Origin of the sequence: Lysinibacillus fusiformis (genome assembly GCF_002845985.1) — a bacterium.
GTDB classification, from domain to species: domain Bacteria; phylum Bacillota; class Bacilli; order Bacillales_A; family Planococcaceae; genus Lysinibacillus; species Lysinibacillus fusiformis_D.
Genome location: NZ_PDFK01000004.1, coordinates 21455 through 43513 on the forward strand (window position 1 = coordinate 21455; position 22059 = coordinate 43513).

At 38.2% G+C, this 22059-nt stretch carries 28 protein-coding genes; 9 read left to right on the forward strand and 19 right to left on the reverse strand.

Translation table 11 applies throughout. The features are described 5' to 3' along the window. Nucleotides 1–98: 98 nt before the first annotated feature. The 3 genes from CRI88_RS14685 (at nucleotide 99) to CRI88_RS14695 (ending at nucleotide 2708) form a co-directional block, all read left to right on the forward strand. Nucleotides 99–1076 (forward strand): dimethylarginine dimethylaminohydrolase family protein, encoded by a 978-nt coding sequence (locus tag CRI88_RS14685; protein WP_089932357.1) that lies wholly within the window; start codon nucleotides 99–101, stop codon nucleotides 1074–1076. Between the two features lie 81 nt (nucleotides 1077–1157). Beyond that, entirely contained in the window at nucleotides 1158–1403 is a 246-nt protein-coding gene (locus CRI88_RS14690) for a YkuS family protein (RefSeq protein WP_089932358.1), read from the forward strand. 138 nt (nucleotides 1404–1541) lie between these two features. After that, nucleotides 1542–2708, forward strand: coding sequence for a Ger(x)C family spore germination protein (locus CRI88_RS14695; RefSeq protein WP_089932360.1), 1167 nt, complete (start codon nucleotides 1542–1544; stop codon nucleotides 2706–2708). Nucleotides 2709–2743: 35 nt separating this feature from the next. Here the strand turns inward: CRI88_RS14695 and CRI88_RS14700 are convergent, their stop codons facing one another. The 5 genes from CRI88_RS14700 to CRI88_RS14715 all read right to left on the reverse strand — a co-directional run bounded on the left by CRI88_RS14700 (nucleotide 2744) and on the right by CRI88_RS14715 (nucleotide 6653). Beyond that, nucleotides 2744–3403, reverse strand: a complete 660-nt coding sequence (locus tag CRI88_RS14700; protein ID WP_089932362.1) for an MBL fold metallo-hydrolase — start codon at nucleotides 3401–3403, stop codon at nucleotides 2744–2746. 155 nt (nucleotides 3404–3558) lie between these two features. Beyond that, nucleotides 3559–4719 (reverse strand): MFS transporter, encoded by a 1161-nt coding sequence (locus CRI88_RS14705; RefSeq protein WP_089932364.1) that lies wholly within the window; start codon nucleotides 4717–4719, stop codon nucleotides 3559–3561. Nucleotides 4720–5162: 443 nt separating this feature from the next. Next, on the reverse strand, nucleotides 5163–5288 hold the full coding sequence (locus CRI88_RS22955) for a hypothetical protein (protein WP_255358833.1): 126 nt from the start codon (nucleotides 5286–5288) through the stop codon (nucleotides 5163–5165). A gap of 209 nt (nucleotides 5289–5497) precedes the next feature. Next, on the reverse strand, nucleotides 5498–5977 hold the full coding sequence (locus CRI88_RS14710) for a hypothetical protein (RefSeq protein ID WP_058844978.1): 480 nt from the start codon (nucleotides 5975–5977) through the stop codon (nucleotides 5498–5500). 22 nt (nucleotides 5978–5999) lie between these two features. Further along, nucleotides 6000–6653 carry a hypothetical protein gene (locus CRI88_RS14715; protein WP_089932366.1) on the reverse strand — a complete coding sequence of 218 codons (654 nt, stop codon included), beginning with the start codon at nucleotides 6651–6653 and terminating at the stop codon, nucleotides 6000–6002. Between the two features lie 370 nt (nucleotides 6654–7023). Here CRI88_RS14715 and CRI88_RS14720 point away from each other — a divergent pair, with 370 nt between their 5' ends. Continuing rightward, nucleotides 7024–7251, forward strand: coding sequence for a DUF3923 family protein (locus CRI88_RS14720; protein WP_089932368.1), 228 nt, complete (start codon nucleotides 7024–7026; stop codon nucleotides 7249–7251). A gap of 77 nt (nucleotides 7252–7328) precedes the next feature. On the opposite strand, the gene CRI88_RS14725 is transcribed toward CRI88_RS14720, so the two are convergent. Further along, nucleotides 7329–8270 carry a PD-(D/E)XK nuclease family protein gene (locus tag CRI88_RS14725; protein ID WP_257982918.1) on the reverse strand — a complete coding sequence of 314 codons (942 nt, stop codon included), beginning with the start codon at nucleotides 8268–8270 and terminating at the stop codon, nucleotides 7329–7331. Between the two features lie 6 nt (nucleotides 8271–8276). Next, the gene (locus tag CRI88_RS14730) at nucleotides 8277–9017 is read right to left on the reverse strand and encodes a sulfite exporter TauE/SafE family protein (RefSeq protein WP_089932370.1); all 741 of its coding nucleotides are present in this window, start codon (nucleotides 9015–9017) and stop codon (nucleotides 8277–8279) included. Nucleotides 9018–9108: 91 nt separating this feature from the next. Here CRI88_RS14730 and CRI88_RS14735 point away from each other — a divergent pair, with 91 nt between their 5' ends. Next, nucleotides 9109–9609, forward strand: coding sequence for a DUF1648 domain-containing protein (locus CRI88_RS14735; RefSeq protein WP_089932372.1), 501 nt, complete (start codon nucleotides 9109–9111; stop codon nucleotides 9607–9609). A gap of 65 nt (nucleotides 9610–9674) precedes the next feature. On the opposite strand, the gene CRI88_RS14740 is transcribed toward CRI88_RS14735, so the two are convergent. The 6 genes from CRI88_RS14740 to CRI88_RS14760 form a co-directional block, all read right to left on the reverse strand. Then, complete coding sequence (locus tag CRI88_RS14740) at nucleotides 9675–10304, reverse strand: type 1 glutamine amidotransferase family protein (RefSeq protein ID WP_089932374.1); 630 nt, start codon at nucleotides 10302–10304, stop codon at nucleotides 9675–9677. Nucleotides 10305–10349: 45 nt separating this feature from the next. Then, nucleotides 10350–11339, reverse strand: a complete 990-nt coding sequence (locus tag CRI88_RS14745) for a helix-turn-helix transcriptional regulator (RefSeq protein WP_089932376.1) — start codon at nucleotides 11337–11339, stop codon at nucleotides 10350–10352. Nucleotides 11340–11437: 98 nt separating this feature from the next. After that, nucleotides 11438–12070 (reverse strand): hypothetical protein, encoded by a 633-nt coding sequence (locus tag CRI88_RS14750; RefSeq protein WP_058844974.1) that lies wholly within the window; start codon nucleotides 12068–12070, stop codon nucleotides 11438–11440. 8 nt (nucleotides 12071–12078) lie between these two features. Then, nucleotides 12079–12246, reverse strand: a complete 168-nt coding sequence (locus tag CRI88_RS22520) for a hypothetical protein (RefSeq protein WP_170829807.1) — start codon at nucleotides 12244–12246, stop codon at nucleotides 12079–12081. Next, nucleotides 12239–12424, reverse strand: coding sequence for a helix-hairpin-helix domain-containing protein (locus CRI88_RS14755; protein ID WP_036127572.1), 186 nt, complete (start codon nucleotides 12422–12424; stop codon nucleotides 12239–12241). Before CRI88_RS14755 ends, CRI88_RS22520 begins: the two co-directional genes overlap by 8 nt. Nucleotides 12425–12593: 169 nt before the next feature. Then, nucleotides 12594–12773 carry a hypothetical protein gene (locus tag CRI88_RS14760; RefSeq protein ID WP_058844973.1) on the reverse strand — a complete coding sequence of 60 codons (180 nt, stop codon included), beginning with the start codon at nucleotides 12771–12773 and terminating at the stop codon, nucleotides 12594–12596. Nucleotides 12774–12843: 70 nt separating this feature from the next. Between CRI88_RS14760 and CRI88_RS14765 the strand changes: the two genes are divergently transcribed. Further along, nucleotides 12844–13536: a class I SAM-dependent methyltransferase gene (locus CRI88_RS14765; protein ID WP_036127562.1), complete on the forward strand. Its 693-nt coding sequence runs from the start codon at nucleotides 12844–12846 to the stop codon at nucleotides 13534–13536. Between the two features lie 115 nt (nucleotides 13537–13651). On the opposite strand, the gene CRI88_RS14770 is transcribed toward CRI88_RS14765, so the two are convergent. Continuing rightward, entirely contained in the window at nucleotides 13652–14155 is a 504-nt protein-coding gene (locus tag CRI88_RS14770) for a GNAT family N-acetyltransferase (protein ID WP_257982912.1), read from the reverse strand. Nucleotides 14156–14203: 48 nt separating this feature from the next. Between CRI88_RS14770 and pdxR the strand changes: the two genes are divergently transcribed. Then, nucleotides 14204–15604 (forward strand): MocR-like pyridoxine biosynthesis transcription factor PdxR, encoded by a 1401-nt coding sequence (pdxR, locus tag CRI88_RS14775; protein ID WP_101966787.1) that lies wholly within the window; start codon nucleotides 14204–14206, stop codon nucleotides 15602–15604. Between the two features lie 40 nt (nucleotides 15605–15644). On the opposite strand, the gene CRI88_RS14780 is transcribed toward pdxR, so the two are convergent. Further along, nucleotides 15645–16868, reverse strand: coding sequence for a GNAT family N-acetyltransferase (locus CRI88_RS14780; protein WP_089932383.1), 1224 nt, complete (start codon nucleotides 16866–16868; stop codon nucleotides 15645–15647). Beyond that, nucleotides 16865–17593, reverse strand: coding sequence for an AAA family ATPase (locus CRI88_RS14785; RefSeq protein WP_036127582.1), 729 nt, complete (start codon nucleotides 17591–17593; stop codon nucleotides 16865–16867). Before CRI88_RS14785 ends, CRI88_RS14780 begins: the two co-directional genes overlap by 4 nt. Before the next feature lie 581 nt (nucleotides 17594–18174). Between CRI88_RS14785 and CRI88_RS14790 the strand changes: the two genes are divergently transcribed. Further along, nucleotides 18175–18390: a hypothetical protein gene (locus CRI88_RS14790; RefSeq protein ID WP_089932385.1), complete on the forward strand. Its 216-nt coding sequence runs from the start codon at nucleotides 18175–18177 to the stop codon at nucleotides 18388–18390. 281 nt (nucleotides 18391–18671) lie between these two features. After that, nucleotides 18672–20063 (forward strand): class II fumarate hydratase, encoded by a 1392-nt coding sequence (gene fumC / locus CRI88_RS14795; protein WP_101966788.1) that lies wholly within the window; start codon nucleotides 18672–18674, stop codon nucleotides 20061–20063. 137 nt (nucleotides 20064–20200) lie between these two features. On the opposite strand, the gene CRI88_RS14800 is transcribed toward fumC, so the two are convergent. The 3 genes from CRI88_RS14800 to CRI88_RS14815 form a co-directional block, all read right to left on the reverse strand. Beyond that, on the reverse strand, nucleotides 20201–20395 hold the full coding sequence (locus tag CRI88_RS14800; protein WP_036127597.1) for a hypothetical protein: 195 nt from the start codon (nucleotides 20393–20395) through the stop codon (nucleotides 20201–20203). A gap of 515 nt (nucleotides 20396–20910) precedes the next feature. Then, nucleotides 20911–21144: a hypothetical protein gene (locus CRI88_RS14810; RefSeq protein WP_036127602.1), complete on the reverse strand. Its 234-nt coding sequence runs from the start codon at nucleotides 21142–21144 to the stop codon at nucleotides 20911–20913. Nucleotides 21145–21163: 19 nt separating this feature from the next. Then, nucleotides 21164–21940 (reverse strand): hypothetical protein, encoded by a 777-nt coding sequence (locus tag CRI88_RS14815; RefSeq protein WP_139149506.1) that lies wholly within the window; start codon nucleotides 21938–21940, stop codon nucleotides 21164–21166. Between the last annotated feature and the right edge of the window lie 119 nt (nucleotides 21941–22059).

The window sequence follows — 22059 nt, forward strand, 5'->3', positions numbered from 1 at the left end:
CTTTCTTGACTATGTAGTAACTATATCCCTTACGATATGGAACAACGCAGGAAAAAATTTCACTATTTTCTCTAAATGATATAACAGGAGGTCGTACTATGACGAATATTTTTGTAAAAAGTGAGTTTGCTCCGTTAAAAAGAGTTGTCATGGCTCAATCAGAGTTTGCTTTTCCCGCTACAGGCAATCCAACAGATGACGAATTTTTAACAGAAGAAACGCTAGCCCTTTATGCAGGCGTTGATACGCTCGGTAAAAACTTCAAAGAGGTCTTTCCAGAAAGACAGCAGCAATGGGAATTAGAACGAGCAAATTTTAAAAAGGTACTTGAAAAATATGGTGTGGAAGTACAGGTGCCACGACTTTTAACAGATTATGAAAAAGAGCTAGGACAAGAGGATGGCTATAGCAATTTCTTTGTTCGTGATCCCTTTTTCACTATCGGTCATTTTTTAATTGAAGGCTCCCTTCGATTTCCTCATAGACGGAACGAAATCTTGCCAGTGCGTAACATTTTAGCTCAGGAAGCAAACGATAACCAATGTTTCTATGTGTCCATTCCAAAGCCTGATATCGCAGACGGGCTGGATTCTGAGGCTGGCCCATTTTTAGAGGGTGGCGATGTGTTAGTGCTAGATAAAACGATTTTCATAGGAAATTCAGGGCTAGCCTCCAATAAAAATGGCGTGCAGTGGCTGCGTAATTTAGCCAGTCATTTTGATTTTACAGTGGTCGAGGTTCCACTTCATCCAACGATTCTCCATCTAGACTGTGCACTTAGTTTGGTAAGGGATGGTCTGATGATTGTCTGCGAGGATGCTTTCTTAGAGGGAATCCCCGAACAGCTAAAGGATTGGGATAAAATTCATGTTTCCCTAGAAGATGCCTCACGACTTGCAACAAACGGTCTCCCTATCAATGAAGAGGTTTACATTACAGATAAAGAATTTACATGGATTGGCGAGCAATTAGTACAAAGAGGTGTCACAGTAGAATACATTGATTTTAACATCTCCCGAAGCTTTGGTGGTTCTTTTAGATGTAGCACACAACCACTATTACGGACAAATGCATAGACATTATCCATCTCACCTAAAAAATAAGATGAATAATGAACAAGCTGAAATGGCACATTATTTGTAGGAGGTGGACAAAAAATGTCTAGAATTATTGGTGTGGAACAATCATTATCTAATATAGAGGATGCTTTAAAAGCAAAAGGCTATGAGGTCATCCAGCTTCGCAATGAAGAGGATGCCAAAAAATGTGATGCTTGTATTATTACAGGTCAGGACAGAGACGTGATGGGCATTAGTGATCCTGTCATGGCAGGCCCTGTCATTGATGCAGATGGCTTGTCAGCAAATGACGTCGTTCAACGTGTCGAAAAATATTTCCACTAAAACAACAAGTGCTGTCACCATGTCACATTGACTGGGGAGAGCACTTTCTTTTGTCATTCTCCTACATAATCTGTACTTATAATACCATGCGTTCTTGTCCAAACTACTATACATGAACTATAAAAAGTAGGGAGACATATGAGTCAAAAAAATATTGTGATTGTTATTTTAATGCTTACGACTACACTACTCATGTCAGGCTGCTGGGATGTTACAGAGCCTCAACGAATGTATTATGTGCAAGGTGTTGGGGTTGATTATAAGGATAATGAATATACTGCTTACTTACAAATTATCAACTTTGCCAACGTAGCGAAAACAGAACAATCTAACCCTCAAGCATCACCTACAGAAATTGGTCAAGCGAAGGGAAAAACAATAGAAGAAGCGATTTACAAATTATATCGTTCCATGGACCAAGAAGTATTTTGGGGGCATATGACCTATCTTCTTTTCTCAGAGAATGCGATGAAGGATGAGCATGCCATTGCTGTAATCGATACTTTTTTACGCTTTCGTGAAACTAGATATCATATTTGGGTCTACTGTACACAAGACCCAATCGAGGATGTTTTATTAGTTTCTCCTTTATTAGAGAAGTCACCAACTGCCGCGAAATTAAGTAATCCTAAAAATACGGCTAAGCAGGAGTCCTTTGTAGAGCCTGTTAATTTGCGACAGCTAGTGATTGGCTTAAATGAGCCAAACCATGAAATGAAAATCCCTTACGTAACTGTCAACGAAAACTGGGAAACCATAGATGGTACCAAAACAGAAACTGTTTTTGCAGGTGTCGGTATCCTCTCAAAGGATAGTTTTAAAGGCTATATTAAAGGTAAAGCCGCTCGCGGTATTGAATGGATGAACGATGAAACAAAGCAAGGGGAAATCACCGTTAAATTGGAAAATAACGAGAAAAGTGATTTCTTAACCGTCGATATTCAAAAGTTAGATGTCGATGTCAAACCAATCGTCCAAAACAATCAAGTCCAATTTGAGGTGTACTTAAAATTCAACACAATTTTAAATGGCTTTAAAGGGAAGCTGACACCCGATCAAGTAAGAAAAAAAGTAGAAAAAGCAGTCAAAGATGAAATTATGGCTACCTTCGAGGAAGGCTTGAAAATGGATGCGGATGTTTTTCGCTTATCAGAATACCTCTACCGCGATAATGTAAAGGTATGGAAGAAACTAGAAAAGGATGGCAAAATTCCATTAACGAAGGATTCCATCCGTAAAATCGATATTCATATTAATAAAGTAAGCCCTGGCCGTAAAACATTTGAAGAGACCATCGCCGAATAATGGAAGAGACCACCTTTCTTGGCGTGGTCTTTTTATCATGACAATATTTTTTTCATTTGTTCAAGGACTGCTCCCCTACTGATGCCTCCGTGATAACAAATCACCGCTTCAAGGTCGATATCTAAGCATTTCTGTAAAGACTGACGAGCTTCTTCTACGTCCAATGCAGTTGGTTCATGAACGCCCTCAATATGACCGTCTACACTATACATCGCGTCACCTGCCACCAATGTTTTACTCTGTGTTAAATACAGGCTAATATGACCTGGTGTATGCCCTGGTGTATGAATAACACGAATCCCACCACAAAATGGTAGTTCTTCGCCATCACTCAACACCACATCCACCTTACCCTTCGGGGGGTTCTCTAAATGCCCATCTTTTACTAGCGGAAGCTCTCCTTGAATATAAGGCTTGTCGAGAGCATGTGCATATACTTGAACATGTGGCCCACACACCTGTAATAAATCAGGTAGACATCCGATATGATCCACATCCTGATGCGTTAAGATAATCGCTTTGAGCTGATTTAACGACACACCCACCTGTACTATCGCCTCATGCAGCTCTTCCATTTGCCCAGGAAAACCGGTGTCAATCAACACCGCCATGCCCTGGTCCCACACCAATGTAGGATGAATCACAAAGCCCTGATAATGGAGTTCCAGCATTGCTACCCCGTTCGCCATTTGCATAACACGCGCCTCCTTCACCGTTTCTTATAAATTATGGCATCTAGCTAGTTTCTGTTTTTTAATCAGGATTCCCTGCTTTCTTCCTTTATTTTTATCATTAGGAAATGAATCATAGTAAAAGGACCAGACATTTGAGACTGGTCCCTATTATTATATTAATGGTTCATTTTCTTATTGGTAATGTAATCGCAGTATACTAACAGGACAACAATAAGAAAGCTTAAGCTAACAAGACGGAAAATCATTGCTATACTCATCCATTCTGCTAAAATCCCTAAGAAAAATGCACTAACGCCAACACCAACATCAAAGCTTGAAAGAAAAGTAGCATTGGCTGCACCGCTTTTGGCTTCACTTACTTTTTGAACAGTCCATGTTTGTAAACATGGCATAACGGTCCCATAACCTGCACCGAATAAAATGGCTGCGAAAATAAGAGTGAGATTATTTGTTGTATAGGACAACACAATTAGTGATAAGAAACCAAGTGTTGCTGACACAATGATAATAGACCATGGTCCATTCTTATCAAACCATTTTCCTGTAAATGGACGTAATAAAGTGGAAACAATTGCGTTGATAAAAAAGAATAGAAAAATATGATCTAATCCCTTTTGCTCTCCGAAAAGGACTAAGAATGTAATGACGGCTCCAAAACCAAGCGTCGTCACTACAGTCAATAAAGACTGAAACCATACATCTTTTTCAAAAATCGCTTCCATAAATCGAAATGGCTGCTTGTCAAATTGTTTAGGTGTAGCTGAATGAATAAATGGAAGCATTATAACCGCAAATAAACAGAGTAATGCAGATGACCAAATCAGTGTATGGAAGGAAAAGGAATTATACATAAGGATACCTAAACTTGGTGCAACAATAGCTCCTACTGTTGTTGAAACCGAGAAATAACCCATTCCTTCTCCTAATCTAGCTTTAGGAATGATATCTACAGCCATTGTACTATTGGCTGTAGTAGAAATCCCCCACGCTGTTCCATGGAAAAACCGTAACAATAGGAAAATCCAAATCGTGCTAAGAAAAGGATATAACATTGTAATCATCAGCAACATGATGCCCGCCCCAATAGCTAGATGTTTTCGCTTATGATCGATTAAATAATAACCTATAAAAGGTCTTATTATAATGGCGCCTAGTGTAAATACCGTCGTTACCAAACCTACTTGCATAGGAGTGGCGTTTATACTTAATAAATAGGCTGGTAAGATAGGCAGTAACATTTCAAATCCTATAAAAATGAAAAAATTACTTATAAATAGAAAAAGAAATGATGTAGTAAAAATGGGTTGTTTTTTCATAGTTAAAATTCCTCGCTTCTAATTGTTTTGCTAAATTAGAAGCGCTTGGAACACTGAAACATCCCTTAATTGCCTTAGTTTTTTCAGCAATTTGCTCACCCTCTCTAAGTTTTATCACAACAAAAAAGACGCCATAAAACCGGCGTCTAAGCATTACTTTGTATCGTTTTTAAAATACGTATTTCACGAATGACATACAAAGGCAAAAAGCTTCCGGTTACTGAGTTCTATATGGTGTTTTTCTAAAAAATCGCAGACTGGTCCCTTTGAACAGTAATCATCTAATTGTAAAAATGTCTTCACTTCAACGGCCGTTCTTCTGAAAACAGTTTCCATCACATTTTGCCTCCTCTCTAAAAATCTATGAATAGCTTATTATAATTTAATACAAGTAACTCATAAAAGCAAATACAGCGTTTTTATTTACTGTTACACGGCATGTTTTATCGCTGCACAATATAGCCCACCTTACGAGGTACGACTACATTTTTCTTTTCCACACTTTTGATAGCTTCATCTACGGTCTTTGGTGTTCCCAAAAGCTCAAACATAGACATTTGTTTACTCATCTACATCCCCCTCTATTATTTCAAAAGGAATACGTTCTCTACTATTTGTATATGTTGAACGAATCAATTTTATACTAGAAAATTGTGTTCCCACACAGAGTGCTAGAGTAGTGATGATAACGAGTAAACTGTAATGTAGAAGCATTAATATCCACAACCCATCCTATCTGGTTCAGCTAAGGTTGCAACTGTTTGGAGTGGCTAACTGTTTAACCTTTATGCTTTATAAATGCTAATACATAAGCGATCCAAATGACTGTAAAATGTAGCGCAAGGAAGGTCCATCCAGTAAAAAAAATAGAATTGGAATAAGTGTTCAACAATGGAATTTCAGCTATTTTCGTAACTAACTGATTATGTTCAAACACGAACACTCTTAGCTCTTGTGCTTTTTTCAAAGTCAATGAATAGACAATACTTGGAAACAGAAAGGATAGCACTATCATGCTGTAAAATGGCATCGTCTTCATCATTTTTAGAGCCAGTCTATTGGCGAGTTTATATGTACCCATGATGGAAACAATGAAGAACGGTGTGAAAAATACTAAGGGAAAGAGTCCTGGATTACCATTACTTATACCATTGGAGCTTCCTATCACAATTGGTTCAGTGAAAACATGTATAAGACTAAAAATGATAGCCGTTATGATTAGGCTGGTAGAATAGTAAAACCATGATAATTTACTCATACTTTTCCCCCTCCTTGACTATTTATAAAGTTCTTTCATTGTTTCCATCCAATAATTTAACCTGCACATTGGACGAACCTCCACCATAAATAGGATGGGGAACTTTTGATAAATCGAGTAATTTCTTCAGATGAATCAATTTTTCACGATTGGCCTCGATTGTAACATGATATGGACCTGCTATATTCATAAGTGATGGTATACGCACATCTTCTTTCGAGAAATGGCTATCTAAAAATACTAAATCAAATGACACAGCTTCATTGCTTCGATTATGTAAGACAAGGGTACAATCCCCATTCATTAAATCTTTGCTCACCATCTCAAAATCACAGTTGCCATCCCCTTTGTATGAAATGGCCATAATACCAGTAGCTAAGGTTTCTTGATACGCCATTATGAGAAAATGGGGTAAAAATGAATAGAGTAACACTACGGAAACAATTGTTGTAAGGTGATATTTGTTTATGCTCCTAGCTAGTAAAATCATCGCAAATATAAATAAAATCGAGCCAATGATGCCGAGCAACACATAGCCATCTTGTGTTTGTATAGGAAAAGACATAAAGGAAGATTGGGCATGCATCACTTCATTAGAAGGATATGGAAAAAAAAGACACATACATATACCTAAAATTACGATTGAACTAATAAGCGCCCTTTTATTATTAATCATTTTCTCCCCCCTCTCCAGAAAGTGTTTTGAAATTGTGTGGGCATTGCGAAGTCTCCTCACTTGTTACCAGTGCTATACCCATTAAGTGATGATTAGATGATTTCTTATGTAACATATTCTCTCTCCCTTTTATACCTAAATATTTACATATATCAAATTTACCATATATACCCTAAATAAGGAATGAAGCCTTTTTAGCTCTAGACAAATGAAAAAATTGTTTTACCTTCTACACACCAATCGAAGAGTAATAAGTCAATCCGTCTCAAGGCGGAGAGGTAACACCGTCTAAAGTGTGTTTCCAAAAACAAACAAAAACAATATAATAAAACCATAAAAGGAAATTATAAATAGGAAGAGGATGTTCATTTTGTTTACGAAAATTATATGGTGGGCTATAAATATTGTATGGTTATTGATTTTTTCTGCCCTCGCAGTATTTATTGGGGTAAGAAATGTTGATGCTGCTGGGATGGTGCAAACTCCTGCCATTAAAATGGTGTCATTCATTATTTTGGGCATCGTGTTTCTAGTTGTTATGCTCATTCAGCTCATTTTTCTCTATTTTATTAGGAAAACCACTACAAAGGTCTCTTGAAGAAGTGCTGGATTGTCATCCCTAAATGACATAAAAAGAAGCGAGTGGCTATTTTAGCACTCGCTTCTTTTACTTTCTCACCTTGTCCCACACAACTCTCTAAAATTACAACCTCGACAATGCCATTTTTCTTGTGTTTGTTCGAAATCTTCCAAGTCCACAGGCTCGTTAGAAAAAATATCGGCTTGGTATTTTTTCATTGCTAAGACACTGCGTTGAAATGTATGCAAAATATTATCCATATCGTAGGCAGTAAACCTATATTTCTTCCGTTTTCCCGTTAATAAATATTCGTTATAGACCTCGATTTGCTCCAAGGATACACGGTATTTTTGCTGAACATAGTAGGCGTAGAGCGCTAATTGCTGGCGGTCATCATCAGACTCCCCGCCCGTTTTCCAGTCAACAATAATCCATTTATCTGCTCGTTCATCATAATAATGAAAGTCCATGACGACGAATACTTGGATGCCGTCTATTTTCATCGAGCGGAATTGCTCTGGTTCCCCAATACGGAGAGCGCCCTTTTGTGCCGTGATTTGCTGGAATGTTTCGCTCATCAAAAAATGGTCAAACACAAGCTGTAAACGTTCTTTATAGTCCTGCACAAGCTCTGAAGAAAGTGTGCCGTAATAATAAATTTCCTGCATCATATAGTATTTATTCGGCTTTTGCCTCCAAAACTCCACATGGCGTGTAGAATCAATAAAGGCTGCATTAAGCTGTCCACGTGCCCCTTGCATCAGCTCCTCCAGTGTAGAAGCTTTCCCTGTCTGTAGATAATCATTAATGGCCTGTTCAATATATCGGTGGACAATTTGCCCAAATAAAATAGGCATCGATTGTAGCTTTTTTAAGCGATACACCTGTTGATGGTAAGGCTCTACATTATAGCTGAGCCAGCCGTTATGTGAAAAATAATATTCATAGCCATATTTGCGAGCGCAGCTTGTCAATGTTTTATGACGCGAGAGTGACCACGAAAAGGTTGGGTATGGTGTTATTTCAAACAGGACAATCGCCTCCTAAAGCTGATGGATAAAATCATAAAGAAGCTGTACAATCAGCACAATCGTTACGATCCGCAATAATAGCTTCACTTGGTTCGCTTTCACTTTTCTCGCAAGCACGAGCCCAATTTGTGCACCAATCGTTGAGCCAATCATCAAAATAAGTGTTAATGGCCATTCAATTTTTCCCGTCGCAATATACGTAATCGCCGCTCCTGAACACATGGCAAATACCCCCACCCGTGAGAGCCCTACTGCTTTGATATAGGAAATCTTCTCATGTGCATATGTATAAAGAGCTAATGTGCTACTGCCAGGGCCAAACATACCATCATAAAAACCAACCCCAAGAAGGATTGGACCGTTTTTTCGATTCATTGTAAAGCATTCATTGTCACCAAAATCAGCTCCACCCATAAAGGACATGATGAGTGCAAAGCCTAGTAACATAATGGCAATGAACGTCAATGTTTGACTACTCATGAACGAAGCGAAAAGTCCATCAAGTGTGCCTCCAATCAAGGATACAAGTAGGACAGCACGCATTTCTGTCCAGGCTAATTCTTTTCGTTTATAAATCGTATAAAAACTGGAAAAGGCACTCACCATATTGGACACTTTATTCGCGCCAATAGCCGAATGGACGGGCACGCCCATAAGCATCATGGTAGGCAAGGTAATTAAGCCGCCACCACCCACTAATGTGCCCACGACATTCCCAATGATGCCAATTAGTAAAAACAACAAGTATTCCATAGTATCCTTCTTTCTCTAACACAAAAAGCAATCATTCTATGTTACAGTATAACAGATTAACATTTTGAATGATGAGAAATGAGGGGCAAGGATGCATACACAACAAAAAACACCCACACCGCGCTTTTGTCACCAGCTGACTGTTATAGCGGCCACTATTTTTGGAGCTGGCATCACCGCCACTCTAATCCAATATTCAAAGCTCCCTGCAACGATTCCTGTCTTACAAAGCTTTACGAATGAGCAAGCCCAGTTTGGACCGAAAATTGCGATCTTTTATTTACCCTTTATCGCACTTATGCTATTTTTACTTTTACATTATTTAGAAATGAAAGCTGCCTACCCTGTCATGCGCAAAAATAAAGCACCCCTGTCCCATAGACAGCGACAAAATGGCATTATGACGTTTTGTCTCATAAAAAATAGTATTTTATTGTATTTTACTTATTCCCTTTTCAATGACCTGACAGTGGCACTAGGTCACGAGCGTATTTTACAGCAGTGGCATGCCTACCTATTTCTTTTAGTGTTAGGCATCCTCTTTATTGGTGGCATCGTACGAGGCATTTTGTTGGAAAAGAAAATGCGATAATGTATCTCTTTATATAAGAATAAATTTAGGAGCATGTTGTTACACATGCTCCACTGAGACCTTAATTATTCAATAGAAGACATTAATTCAAAATAGTCTTTTTTTTCATGCGTTTGATAAAGATTCAACCACGCCTGTAATGTTTCTGGTCTAAACACGTCAAGTAGCCTCAAAACATGAACAGCAAATTCCAGTGGGGCTGTACCTGATGCCGTAACTAAATTTCCATCCGTTATAGCAGGGCCTTCCTCAAAATGTTTATCCCCTATATAATGTGGACAAAACATTTTCAAGTATTCTAAATCGTTGCTTGTATGTTTTCTTGAATCTAGCAAACCAATCTTTGCGAGACCCATAGTTGCGCCACATATTGCAGCTATGATAATTTCTTCGTTCAACGCTATGGATACTTTCTTCAATAGAGGATCATGTATAGACTCAAGCCATGTATTGCCTCCTGGAAGAATTAAGACATCCGTACTATTCAATTGACATTCATCAATGGAAATAGTAGGAAGTATTGTAATTCCTCCCATCGTAGTAACAGGACTTCTATCAATACCTACCGTAATTACCTCAAAAGCCGCTAATCCTTTTTTAAAATACCTTCCTGAATTCAGTTCAGCAATTAAATAGCCTATTTCCCAGTCTGACATCGTATTAAATACATAAAGATACACTCTTCTTGTATGCATAATAAGCACTCCTTTTAAATGAATTACGCTTATTATAAAAAAACTTCACTGACATTCTCCGTCAGTAAAGTTTTCAACTTGATAAAAATTAATTAGCTCATAAAGTACGTCAATCATTTTTTGCTTTAAGCTTATTGGTTCTACTATTTGTATTGATTTTCCATATGGTAATAGCAAATAGGGAACATATTTATGTAACGCTTCTTCCTCTACTAGAAATATCGCTTTCTTTGAGGTCCGTTCTTTGAGGTGATCCCTTAAAAACCAATGCTGACTTATGTCATCTACCGCATCCGTCTTACCACAAATGATGAAAGGTGTAAGTTCCCGTTTATCTTCTACTTGTGGTAGAATGCTTTTCATAAAAAAATCACTTGCCGAGAAAGGTTGTGGTCGCTGGAAGGTAATGGCTGTTTGGTTCATATTGATAATGCGGCTTACTTTAAAATTACGGATCCCCTTCCTTAAATGACAATAGGCAATGACATACCAGTTATTATTCCAATAAACTAAGCCATACGGGTTAATCAACCTATGTTTAGGTTGTTCTTCATTATTTGTACGGTACTCCATTTCAACAGATGTTTCGTTTACTATACTTTCCTCTATTTTTTTCAATATCGGCTCCATAGATGATTGAGCATTAGGACTTACAATCTCGAATCCTTCTAAATGTTGCTTAATCATTTCTTCTTGCTCTTGATTTGAAAATTTTGTTAGCTTTGATGTTGCACTATTTAATGCCTCATCTAAAAAATAACCAGCTTCTTTTGCAAAAATAACAGCATGAAGTAATGCCGCTTTCTCATCAATCTCAAATAGAAGAGGACTTTTAATAAAATTATTCAACAGGGTATACCCTCCGTTATGACCCGCTTCTGCTATAATCGGTACACCACTGGCAGAAAGTGCGTCAATATATCGGTATACTGTCCTTATATTCATCTCTAATTTTTCAGCTATTTCTTTCGCGGTAATTTTCCTGCCTGCATGCAGCATCCATAGAATCTGCATCATATGATCAATTTTAGACAATCATTGTCACCTCATAAAATCATTTTTTCATTTATTGTAAGCTACACGAAAACAGGCTACTCGATACCGTATGTACTGGTTACCAAGTAGCCCAACTATTATTGAATGACCAAATCTTCTTCTAGTTGCTTGAAATTATGTATAAGACCATATTTCTGTATGCCACGAGCGTGTTCGATGCTCGCATCTGCAAATTGGCGAAACTTTGCTTGATCCTTTACTGTATAGGCATAGACTGCTTCGATTGCGGGTTGCATCCACGGCTGTGTTAGCTTATCACTTGTCATGTCAGCTGTTCTGCCTTCGAGTGCAGCGATATAACAATGTGCATAGCTAGCTAAAGGTTCTTTGCCAATTTTTGTTGCCGCTACTTTCGCGTCACCCAAATTCTCTTCCATGATTGCTTTAATAAATTGATAATTATACTTTACGGCAGGTTGCTTGTAATAGTCGATGATAGCATCAACTGCACGAATCTGTTCTTCCTTCGTCTCATAAGCATTGGCATAAAGTGCAGCAAAGATGGGTTCTTTTCTATGTTTTTTCACCCATTTATCCACCTGCTCCATATTGTTGGTGCGATATAAAATATGTATATGACGATAAATTACCCCTATTGCGAATAACGCAAATATCCCGAGTGAGATGGATAGTCGAACACCTGCTAATGACAGCGTAATCGCTAAGATAATAACTGCTCCATAAAAGAATGTTAGATTTACAATTTTCATATTGCCTCCTACTGTAATTTTCTACGCATTTTACGAGAAAAAATATAGCCTGCCCCTATAAAAAAGATCAAGGCCATCACTTTCATGATTGGAATAATAAACAGCTTGCTAATAAGGAATACAACGATAATATAGTAGACAACCATAGCTAGTAAAAACAATGTTAGCTTATTCACGAGGCTCACTACCTTCCTTTAGAGCCGCTTCAATCGCCGCTAACGCTTTTGGTCCCATCCCATGTAAATGAGCTAGTGTCGTAAGGTCCACTTTTTCCAGCTGCTTCAATTCTGTATAACCCGCTGCCTGTAATGCACGAATTGCTGGTTTTGCTACTCCCTTAGGCCATTCTGTCATGCTTGCACGTCCCTTCATGAAAAAATCTTCTCTGCCCTATTATGCAAGCGTCCGTCAAGAAATGCAAATAAGTCAAAATGTCATCATGATAGCATTGGAAACATAGAAAAACCTGCCGCTACCAAATTTGCGATACTATGAAGCCTCCTGTCATCCGCTCATTCATCTATCATATGACATAGCCCGCAAAGGCCGTCATAAGCACGGCTAACAAGGTCACATGAACGGGAAGTGTCCCCACAACATAGCTCAGCCAAACACGATGCCCTGCATGAAATTGCTCATTTGAAAACCAAAAGATTTCGCCAATCTCTTCAATAAAAAGCGATTTCTTTGTCCTTTCAATCATTTTCATTTATACTCAATTACAGACAACAAGGGTCTGTAATGTATATAATAAAGCAATGGAGGCTATATCGATGGATAAACTATCAACACATTTATTAGAAAAGGCACGTACATATGAGCAAAGTACTCGTATTTCGGTGCCTGCCTATGACACATTATTTGCCGTGGCTCAAGCCTATTTCCGTTCTCATTTAGGTGAACAAGAGGCATCCCTGCTAGTTGTGGGGGCTGGCGGTGGCAATGAACTTTCCGCATGGGGACCAACGAACCCTCTGTGGACATTCACAGGCATTGACCCAGCTGAGGAAATGCTCCAAATCGCTCAACACAAGGCCGTACAACTCGAATTAGAAAGCCGAGTTCGACTGCTACAAGGAACTATTGAGAGCTTGCCACAAACCACGCCAAAATTCGATGCGGCCAGCTGTATCCTCGTCCTTCATTTCATTGTAGATCGTCAGGAAAAACTACATCTACTACAAAACATTCACGATCAATTAAAGCCCGGAAAACCGTTCGTCCTTGCTTGTGCCTATGGAGACCGAGAAAGTGACGAACTACAAGATCGTATCAAAATCTGGCAAAGTGTCTTTTTAGACGCTGGCTACACAAAAGAGAAAGTAGAAAATATGGGCAAAGTCATCATGAATATCTCTTTCATTTCCGATCAAGAAATCCAACAATTATTAAGTGAAGCTGGATTCAAAAACATTACCCGCTTTTTCTCCTCTGGTCTTTTCGCAGGCTGGATGAGTCATGCCTAACACAAGGCCCCGCTATGTCTAATTAGACATGGCGAGGTCTAACACTTACGTCCTTTTATGAGCAATCCCACCACCAACCAATCGAGCTCCACGCTTAAGCAACCATACAGCTTAATTACCAATAAATACTATAATAATAGACATTGTTATCAATCGTCATGCCCATCTTTTCATAGAGCTTCTGTGCATTGATGTTATCCGTTGCAGTTTCAAGCATCATGTAACGAGCATTTTCCTGCTTACAGTAGACGTAGCATTGTTCCATTAAAGCCTGTGCCACCCCTTGTTGTCTGGCTTGTTTGGCAACAAATAAATCGTTTAAGATAAACGCTTTTTTCATGGCTACGGATGAAAAGAGAGGAAATAATTGAGCGAACCCTACTGCCTCATCCTCCTGATACGCAAGAAAAATAATGGACTCTGCCTGTTCTATTCGCTCACGTATAAATTGCTCTGCTTTCTGTATATTAGACAGTTGCCCATAAAATTCCCGATAGGCATTAAATAAAGGCACAACATCCTCAATGGTCGCCTGTGTCACTGTACAAATTTTCATGTTTCGATTCCCCATTCCTTTTTCATTGTCCTTCTTATATGATGGTAGTAAATAATCTGACATTCCAAAAGAAACAATTTCAAATATTTCAACATGTCAAGGTGGTATCATATGGATGACTTTATCTTTCTATTAACAGAAAAAGAGGCTAAATATAAACAAGTGTATCAGCAAATGAAAATACTCATTACACAAGGAACACTTCAAACAAACGATTCTCTGCCCTCCATTCGAAAATTAGCAGAAACGTTACAGGTTAGCCGTAATACAACGTTAACTGCTTACGAACAGCTTGTAGCTGAGGGATATATACGTGGAGAAGGACGCAAAGGCTATTTCGTCAATGCATTAGAGCCAGTTTTCTTGCAGGAACAGGAACAGGAACAGGAACAGGAACAGCCAGTTCTATCACAGCCAACCAGCAACACAACATCATTGCTTGTAGATTTTCGTGCTGGGGCTGTTGACCAGACATATTTTCCTATGAAAACATGGCGTCAATTAGCCAATCAAGTATTACAGGAACCATCATGCTATCAATATGGAGAGCTATTTGGAGATCCCTTGCTCAAGGAGCAGCTTGTACCGTATTTACTACAAGCAAGAGGCGTATCGACAACGAGCGAAAATATCATGATCGGCAGTAGCACACAGCAAATGCTACTGTATGTGGGCTTTTTATTAAAAGACCATTTCCCAAGTGTTCTTTTAGAAGACCCTGGCTATAATGGGGCGCGTGAGGCCTTTCAGTTACATCGTTTTGTCATAGAGACATTGCCAGTAATGGAGACAGGGGCACAACTTGATATACTTAAACATTGTCAATCACGCTTATTGTATGTCACCCCTTCACATCATTTCCCATACGGTGTGTCCATGACCATTCAGCAGCGACAAACCTTAATTCAATGGGCGCAGCAAGTCAATGGCTATATTCTTGAGGATGATTATGATGGCGAATTTCGCTATACACAACAACCATTTCCTGCCCTTGCCTCGATCGACCCTTCAAAGGTAATCTATCTCGGCACCTTCTCAAAATCGTTTTTACCTGGTGTACGATTAAGCTATATGGTCTTGCCGAATACGCTAGTACAGCCATTTAAAGAGCGCTTTGCTCATTTTGAACAAAATGCCTCGTCCCTTCATCAACGGACAATGGCCCAATTCATGGCACAAGGGGAATGGACACGTCATATTAAACGAATGCGCTTGACGTATAAACAAAAAATGCAGCACCTTGTTCAGGAGCTGCAACGACAATTTGGTCCACAAATAGCTGTATTGGGCGAGCAATCGGGGCTTTATATAGTAGTGAAGGTCAAGTCTCCCCTTTCAGAACAACAGCTCATCCAGCGAGCCGAGACTTATGGTGTGAAGGTTTATCCAACAAGCCCGTTTTTTATTAATCAAACAAGTGAGGACCCATTGCTACAATTAGGATTTAGTAAGTTAACAATGGAAGAAATCAAACTAGGTGTCGAACGGCTAAAAGAGGCATGGCAGCCATAACTGTCAACGTTATGGCTCTCCCCCTCGCGCACTAAAAGGCTTAAAAATAATCAATAAATGTTGGGATACCCACTGGCAGGACAGCTTCAAGCAACGCAATTTCCTCAGCACGACCCTGTAGCCGTTCAATTTTTTCTAAATAATTTGGGCGTTTATAGCCTAACAGCATCGTAGCCAATGTTTGCACAGTTAAATGAACAGCATTATCGTTTAACGTCTCACTTACCTTTTGCACAGATAGGTTTCCATCTTTCATTTTGATGATGAATGTACCATTATTCCACGCCACAACGCGATCACTGACAGCAAGCTGAAGCTCGAAATCCTGACTGACAAAGGGATAGCGTAGTAAAAACTCTTTGACATCGACAATTCTCGCCATGAAATAAGGAGAGACCTTTTGAATAATCTCGCTATCCTCTAATAAGAAGGCCACAGCTTCATTTCCCGTTGTTTTCCCGTAAACATTATAAACCATCGAGCTATGTGCCGAGACAAAGTTCCATAAGCCTTTACGAGCCTCTTCCTGTAAATAAACGATTTCATCAATATAATAATTTTCCTCCATTATACGGTAGAACATATAGCCCTGCGCTACATCGTCTTCATCATAATAGACCGCTGCCTGTAGTTGGACATCGCTATCAATGAATTTCTCCTCCCAGAAATCCTCCTGAAATTTTTCATTCCACGCAATACTATTGCGCACCATTACTCCGTGCGTTTTCTGTGCGTAACGTGCGTAAATATCTACAACATCCTCATGTTTGGGATCAACACGACGAATTTTGCCATTGAGTCCCGCATAATGCGGAAGCTGTGTATCCTTCACCTGAAACTCTACAATATCGCTCATAATTTCCCATCCCTTTTTGCGATAATAAGGGATAGAATATGGAAATAAATAGGAAATGCATTGTCCTTCATTTCGCATACTTTGCAGGCTTTCAATAATTAAGCTCTCCATTAAGCCATGCCCAGAATACTCCGGGTATGTGCCAACTGCTGTGATGCCGCCCATTTCATAAATTTTGCCATGTACATTAACCTCAAAAGGTAGACTTAAAATTTGGGATACAAGCTGTTTGCCATCAAACCAACCAATGGCATGCCCTTCATTAAACTGCCTGCTCTTGGCATTTACAAAACGGCGATCCTTGTGAATGGACATAGACATCTGAAATACATAATTCAGTAAATCAATGGACTGTGCCATTTCGTCTAATCGAATTTCTCGCATGACTAAGCCTTTTCGTTGATTCATAATTCCCTCTCCTCATCAAATAACTCACGTAAAATGGATTGCGGTGCATCTAAAAAACGTTTAGTGACGATGTAATGAATGGTATCCTCATAGCGAATCGATTCAATCTCTCCTTCATCAAAACTATATATTGTAGCATTGGGATAGCCCAGTAAAATGGGCGAGTGTGTGGCAATAATAAATTGGGCTTCATGCTCTAGATCCTTGATAATTTTCAGCAGGCTTAGCTGCCTCGTTGGAGACAATGCTGCCTCAGGCTCATCCAATAAATAGATAGCTTTGCCATTAAAACGATTCATAAATAATGCAAGAAAAGATTCACCATGAGATTGGTGGTGCAACGACTTTCCACCAAAAGCGTTATATTTCCTTGGATCTTCTAACAAATCAATATGACTGGCAAATTGATAAAATGTTTCTGATCGTAGAAAAAAGCCATTCGAGATTTTCGGCATCCACGACAAGCGGATATATTCACCCAGTGAAGACTCTGCCTTATGTACGTCATATAAATTCTGGCGACCACCACCCGCTGTATTAAAATCGCAGCGATCTGCAATTGCTTCAAGTAATGTTGATTTCCCCGACCCATTTTCTCCAACAAAGAACGTTACATTTGTCGGAAACTCCAGCTCATATAAATCCTGCAAGCTTGGGATATTAAAAGGATACATTTGTTTATTCGGAATCGTGTCCTGTAATACCTTACATGATTTTAAATACATCTCGTTTCCTCCTTTCTCTTATTATAACGAACATCGCCCTAGCTGAAACATAATACACCTATCTCACGAGTCAAAAGAAAAATAAGAATAGTCAATCAAATCATAAACACATTATATTTCTCTAAAAGAACCCCTCTGAATCCCTAATCAAATCATTGTCTGAAATAGCTTACGAAATCCTTACTATTCCTTCATAATCCTATGAGATATTTCCCGAGAAATAAATAAAGGTTATGTCGAAAGTTGCAATTCTCATACGGAGAATTATGTCATATTTTTGATTTTCAAATAAAATAAAACCTTTTGTTGGTGAAGTATTTCAGAATGAACCACGCTTTCTCCGCAACAATCATTGGTTTTCCTAGCAATTGGCTCATTGTAATAATTTTATTGCGCAGAAATTTTGGGAGATTACTTATGGGGAATGCTTTATGAGCAATTTGGAAATCTCGGTGAGTGAGTCCCTTCAATTGATGAACGCTTGAAGAAGCTCCAATCTAATCAACCACTTCACCCAAAGTTCTATCTACTATGCCCCACTCATAAATTGAGTAACATCAAATGTTAGAAGGAGAAGAGCGATGTTTGTGACTCATTTTTATGAAAACAAGACGTCTGTTTTAAGCCAATTGCTCGTTAAACTGCCTACAGTGGAAGAGGATATTCGAATTAAAGGGCGTAAAGCCAAGGTGATAGAGGTACTTCAAATGGATGACCATAATTTTCAGGTAAAGGTTTTATTTGAAAAAATCCCTAAAAAACAACCGTTGAAAGAAATCGGAAAGAAAAAGAGATAACGCCTCACAGCGCCGTTTATTTCTTAGAAATTCGGGAAAACCAAAGATAACGATTGCGAATTATTCTCATCATTAATTTCTTCAAGAAAAACCGTTGACTTTTTAATTGATAACAATTATCATTATCAGTAGATTATTTCTTTTCTCCAAATTGCTTAATTCAGAATCCCCCTCTTTTTTGAATAAGCATGTATCAAACGGATATTCTTACATCAGACTAAGAGTATCCGTTTTTATCTGTATATTAGGAGAGTTTTACATAATAAAGGAGCTGTTTGAACATGGATTATCGTATTGAAAAAGACACAATGGGTGAAATTAAAGTACCTGCTGATAAAATTTGGGGTGCGCAAACACAGCGCAGTAAAGAGAATTTCCAAATTGGTACAGAGCAAATGCCGATTGAGCTTGTGCAAGCCATGGCTATTTTAAAGAAAAGTGCTGCGATTGCGAACAACAAACTAGGCAAACTTTCTGATATTAAAACGAATGCCATCGTACAGGCTGCAGATGAAATTTTAAATGGTCAATGGGACGATCAATTCCCACTTGTTGTTTGGCAAACAGGTAGCGGTACACAATCCAACATGAACGTGAATGAGGTCATTGCACACCGTGCGAACCAATTATTAAAGGACGCTGGCGAAGCTGATATTGTTCATCCAAATGATGATGTCAATAAATCACAAAGCTCAAATGATACATTCCCAACAGCATTGCATATTGCAGCTGTGTTAAAAGTGGAAGATTACTTATTACCACGACTTCGTCTATTAAAATCAACGTTAGAAGACAAAGCAGCTCAATTTAAAGATATTATTAAAATTGGCCGTACGCATTTACAGGACGCGACACCTCTTACATTGGGTCAGGAAATTAGCGGCTGGGCAGCCATGCTAGCAAAATCCGAGCATATGATACTCCAAAATATTGACTATATGAAAGAGCTTGCGATTGGTGGCACAGCTGTTGGTACTGGTATCAACGCTCATCCTGAATTTGGTGATCGTGTAGCAGCAGAGATTAGTGAACTAACAAGCAAACAGTTCACATCGGCTGCGAATAAATTCCATGCCTTAACAAGCCATGATGAAGCTGTTGTTGCTCATGGTGCATTAAAAGCATTAGCAGCTGATTTAATGAAAATTGCTAATGACGTTCGCTGGCTTGCGAGTGGCCCTCGTTCTGGTATTGGCGAAATCACAATCCCTGAAAACGAGCCAGGCTCATCGATTATGCCAGGTAAAGTAAACCCTACCCAAAGTGAGGCTATGACAATGGTTGTCACACAAGTAGTCGGCAATGACGCGACAATTGCCTTCGCCGCTTCTCAAGGGAACTTTGAACTAAACGTCTTTAAACCCGTTATTATTTACAACTTCTTACAATCGACTCGCCTATTAGCCGATACAATGAAATCATTTAACGACCATTGTGCTGTAGGCATTGAGCCTAACACAGAAGTACTAGATCATAATTTACAAAATTCATTAATGCTTGTAACGGCATTAAATCCATACATTGGTTATGAAAACGCAGCAAAAATCGCGAAAAAAGCGCACAAAGAAGGCACTACTTTAAAAGCAGCAGCTATCGCAAGTGGTTTACTAACAGAAGAGCAATTCGATGAATTTGTCGACCCAGCAACGATGATTTATCCAAACGTCAAATAAAATAAATGCAAGTTGATATATCAATGTTTTAGATCATGTCCCCTATTTTGAGCCTCGGCTAGAAAATACGGTATGATTGCACAAGAAAAAAGATTGGAGCTAAAAAGCTTCAATCTTTTTCTTTTTGAAGCCCATCATTACTCTTTAATGATTTGCCGTTTTCTATAAAAAATCAGAGCTAAACTCGCAACAATTAAAACGAACATACTAGCAATCAAAAAGAATAAAGATAACATTCTCTTTTCTCCCCAGTTGTTAAATGCTTGTGAGAAGCCAATAAAAGCCATCAAAAAAGATAGTACCAATTGTAGCTTTGAAACTTCTTTAAACAATAGCATACCCACCTTCTTATTCACCTGATAATGTGAGGTATTAAATGCAAATGGAGAATAATAAAACCGTTGGAATGTGAGTGGATGCCCTACCAACAGATGTAACTTAACTGTAAAAACTGATTTAACCTGTTAAGCTTTTGGTATTGGCCCTACTTAGTCAATTTCTTTTTAAGTAATTTATTATTAGATATAGCAACTTCTATAATATAAATCATACATATTGCTAAAAATAATAGAGACCAATTGATTTTTCCATCCAGTAAAAGCGTATAGATAACTGAAATCACACAGTATAATAATATAATACTAGCAATAACTATGCCTTTTTTGTTCTTCATTTTCTCAACCACTTTCTCTTTTCTACAAGCTACTAATATCAAAATATCCTAACTTCATTATACAATATTTAACCATTTTTGTATTATTAAACATGTTATTTTTGAGCATTGATAATGAAAAAAACACCTGCCGAAGCAAGTGCATTTTAAAACATCAATCCAAAATTGGGCACATTAATAAAAGCATTGTTCTCCAGAGTACACGCTTAAATGTTCAATGGCTAATGCTATTGCACCTTCCTCCGTTTCAACCAAAGTCAAATCTTTTTTTATTGGACGCCAATACTCATATTCATACTCTTCTTGCCACATAAATACTTCTATAGTATAGAGACAATCCTTACGTTTAATAATTTGAACTTTATATTGGCTACTCTGAGACATTATTTCCTTTATCAATTGTTCCATCCATTCACACTGTCATCCTTTAGCTCGCTCGCCTACATTGTATAGCGCTTTCTTTTTCAATAATCCCCTTTTGTATTGTCACTTTATTTATTTTCACTCCATTTTCTGGCGTATCAGTCAACATTATATGGATTCTATCAAAGGGAACATCACCATGATGTGCACTATAATTTAACGCACTTGCCTGAACAATATGTCTCCTTGTATTGCCATCTATTGTTTCAACTTTATCGATTTTTGGACACATGATAAAATCTGCGTAAGTTTCATCGAGATAGGAAAAATATTTGCTATATAAAGTTTCTTCAAGCAACTCATCTTTTGGTGCTCCAACACTTTCATATTTCCAGCCAACTAAGAGCCAATCATAAAGTTCTACTGATTTCAATCGAAGCTTTTTATTATTACTTGTATAGATAACCTCACCATCTGCAATCGTACATGTTTTTACTTGGTTTTGGGATACACAATTATAAGCTGGTTCAATAACTGCAACGTCTCCGTTTTTTAGTTTTATTTTCATTATCGAGATGATGGAAGTTTGATTTAACTCTAACTCATTTGCTTCTTCGGAAGGGCTTGATGTATTTATCCAGTTAACAATCTTATCGATAATCACTTCCTCATATCCATCATTTTCCTTAAACAAACGAGTTTCCCCGTTTAAACGATTTACTTGAATAAATGAAACATCTACTTTTTCCAATTTTGGTTGAATACTCGCCTTTACTAATAGCAATTGTATCGGGAAAAATAATCCAAAAATCACCATGACTAGTATGACTAACCTTCTCAAGAATTATCGCCACCTCTAATGTAAATTTTGTAAGTATTTTTCCCTTATATTATAAATAAATACTTAAGCAAATCCATCAGATTCCGATACAAAACAGAACGTCATTCAATAGCCTTTCT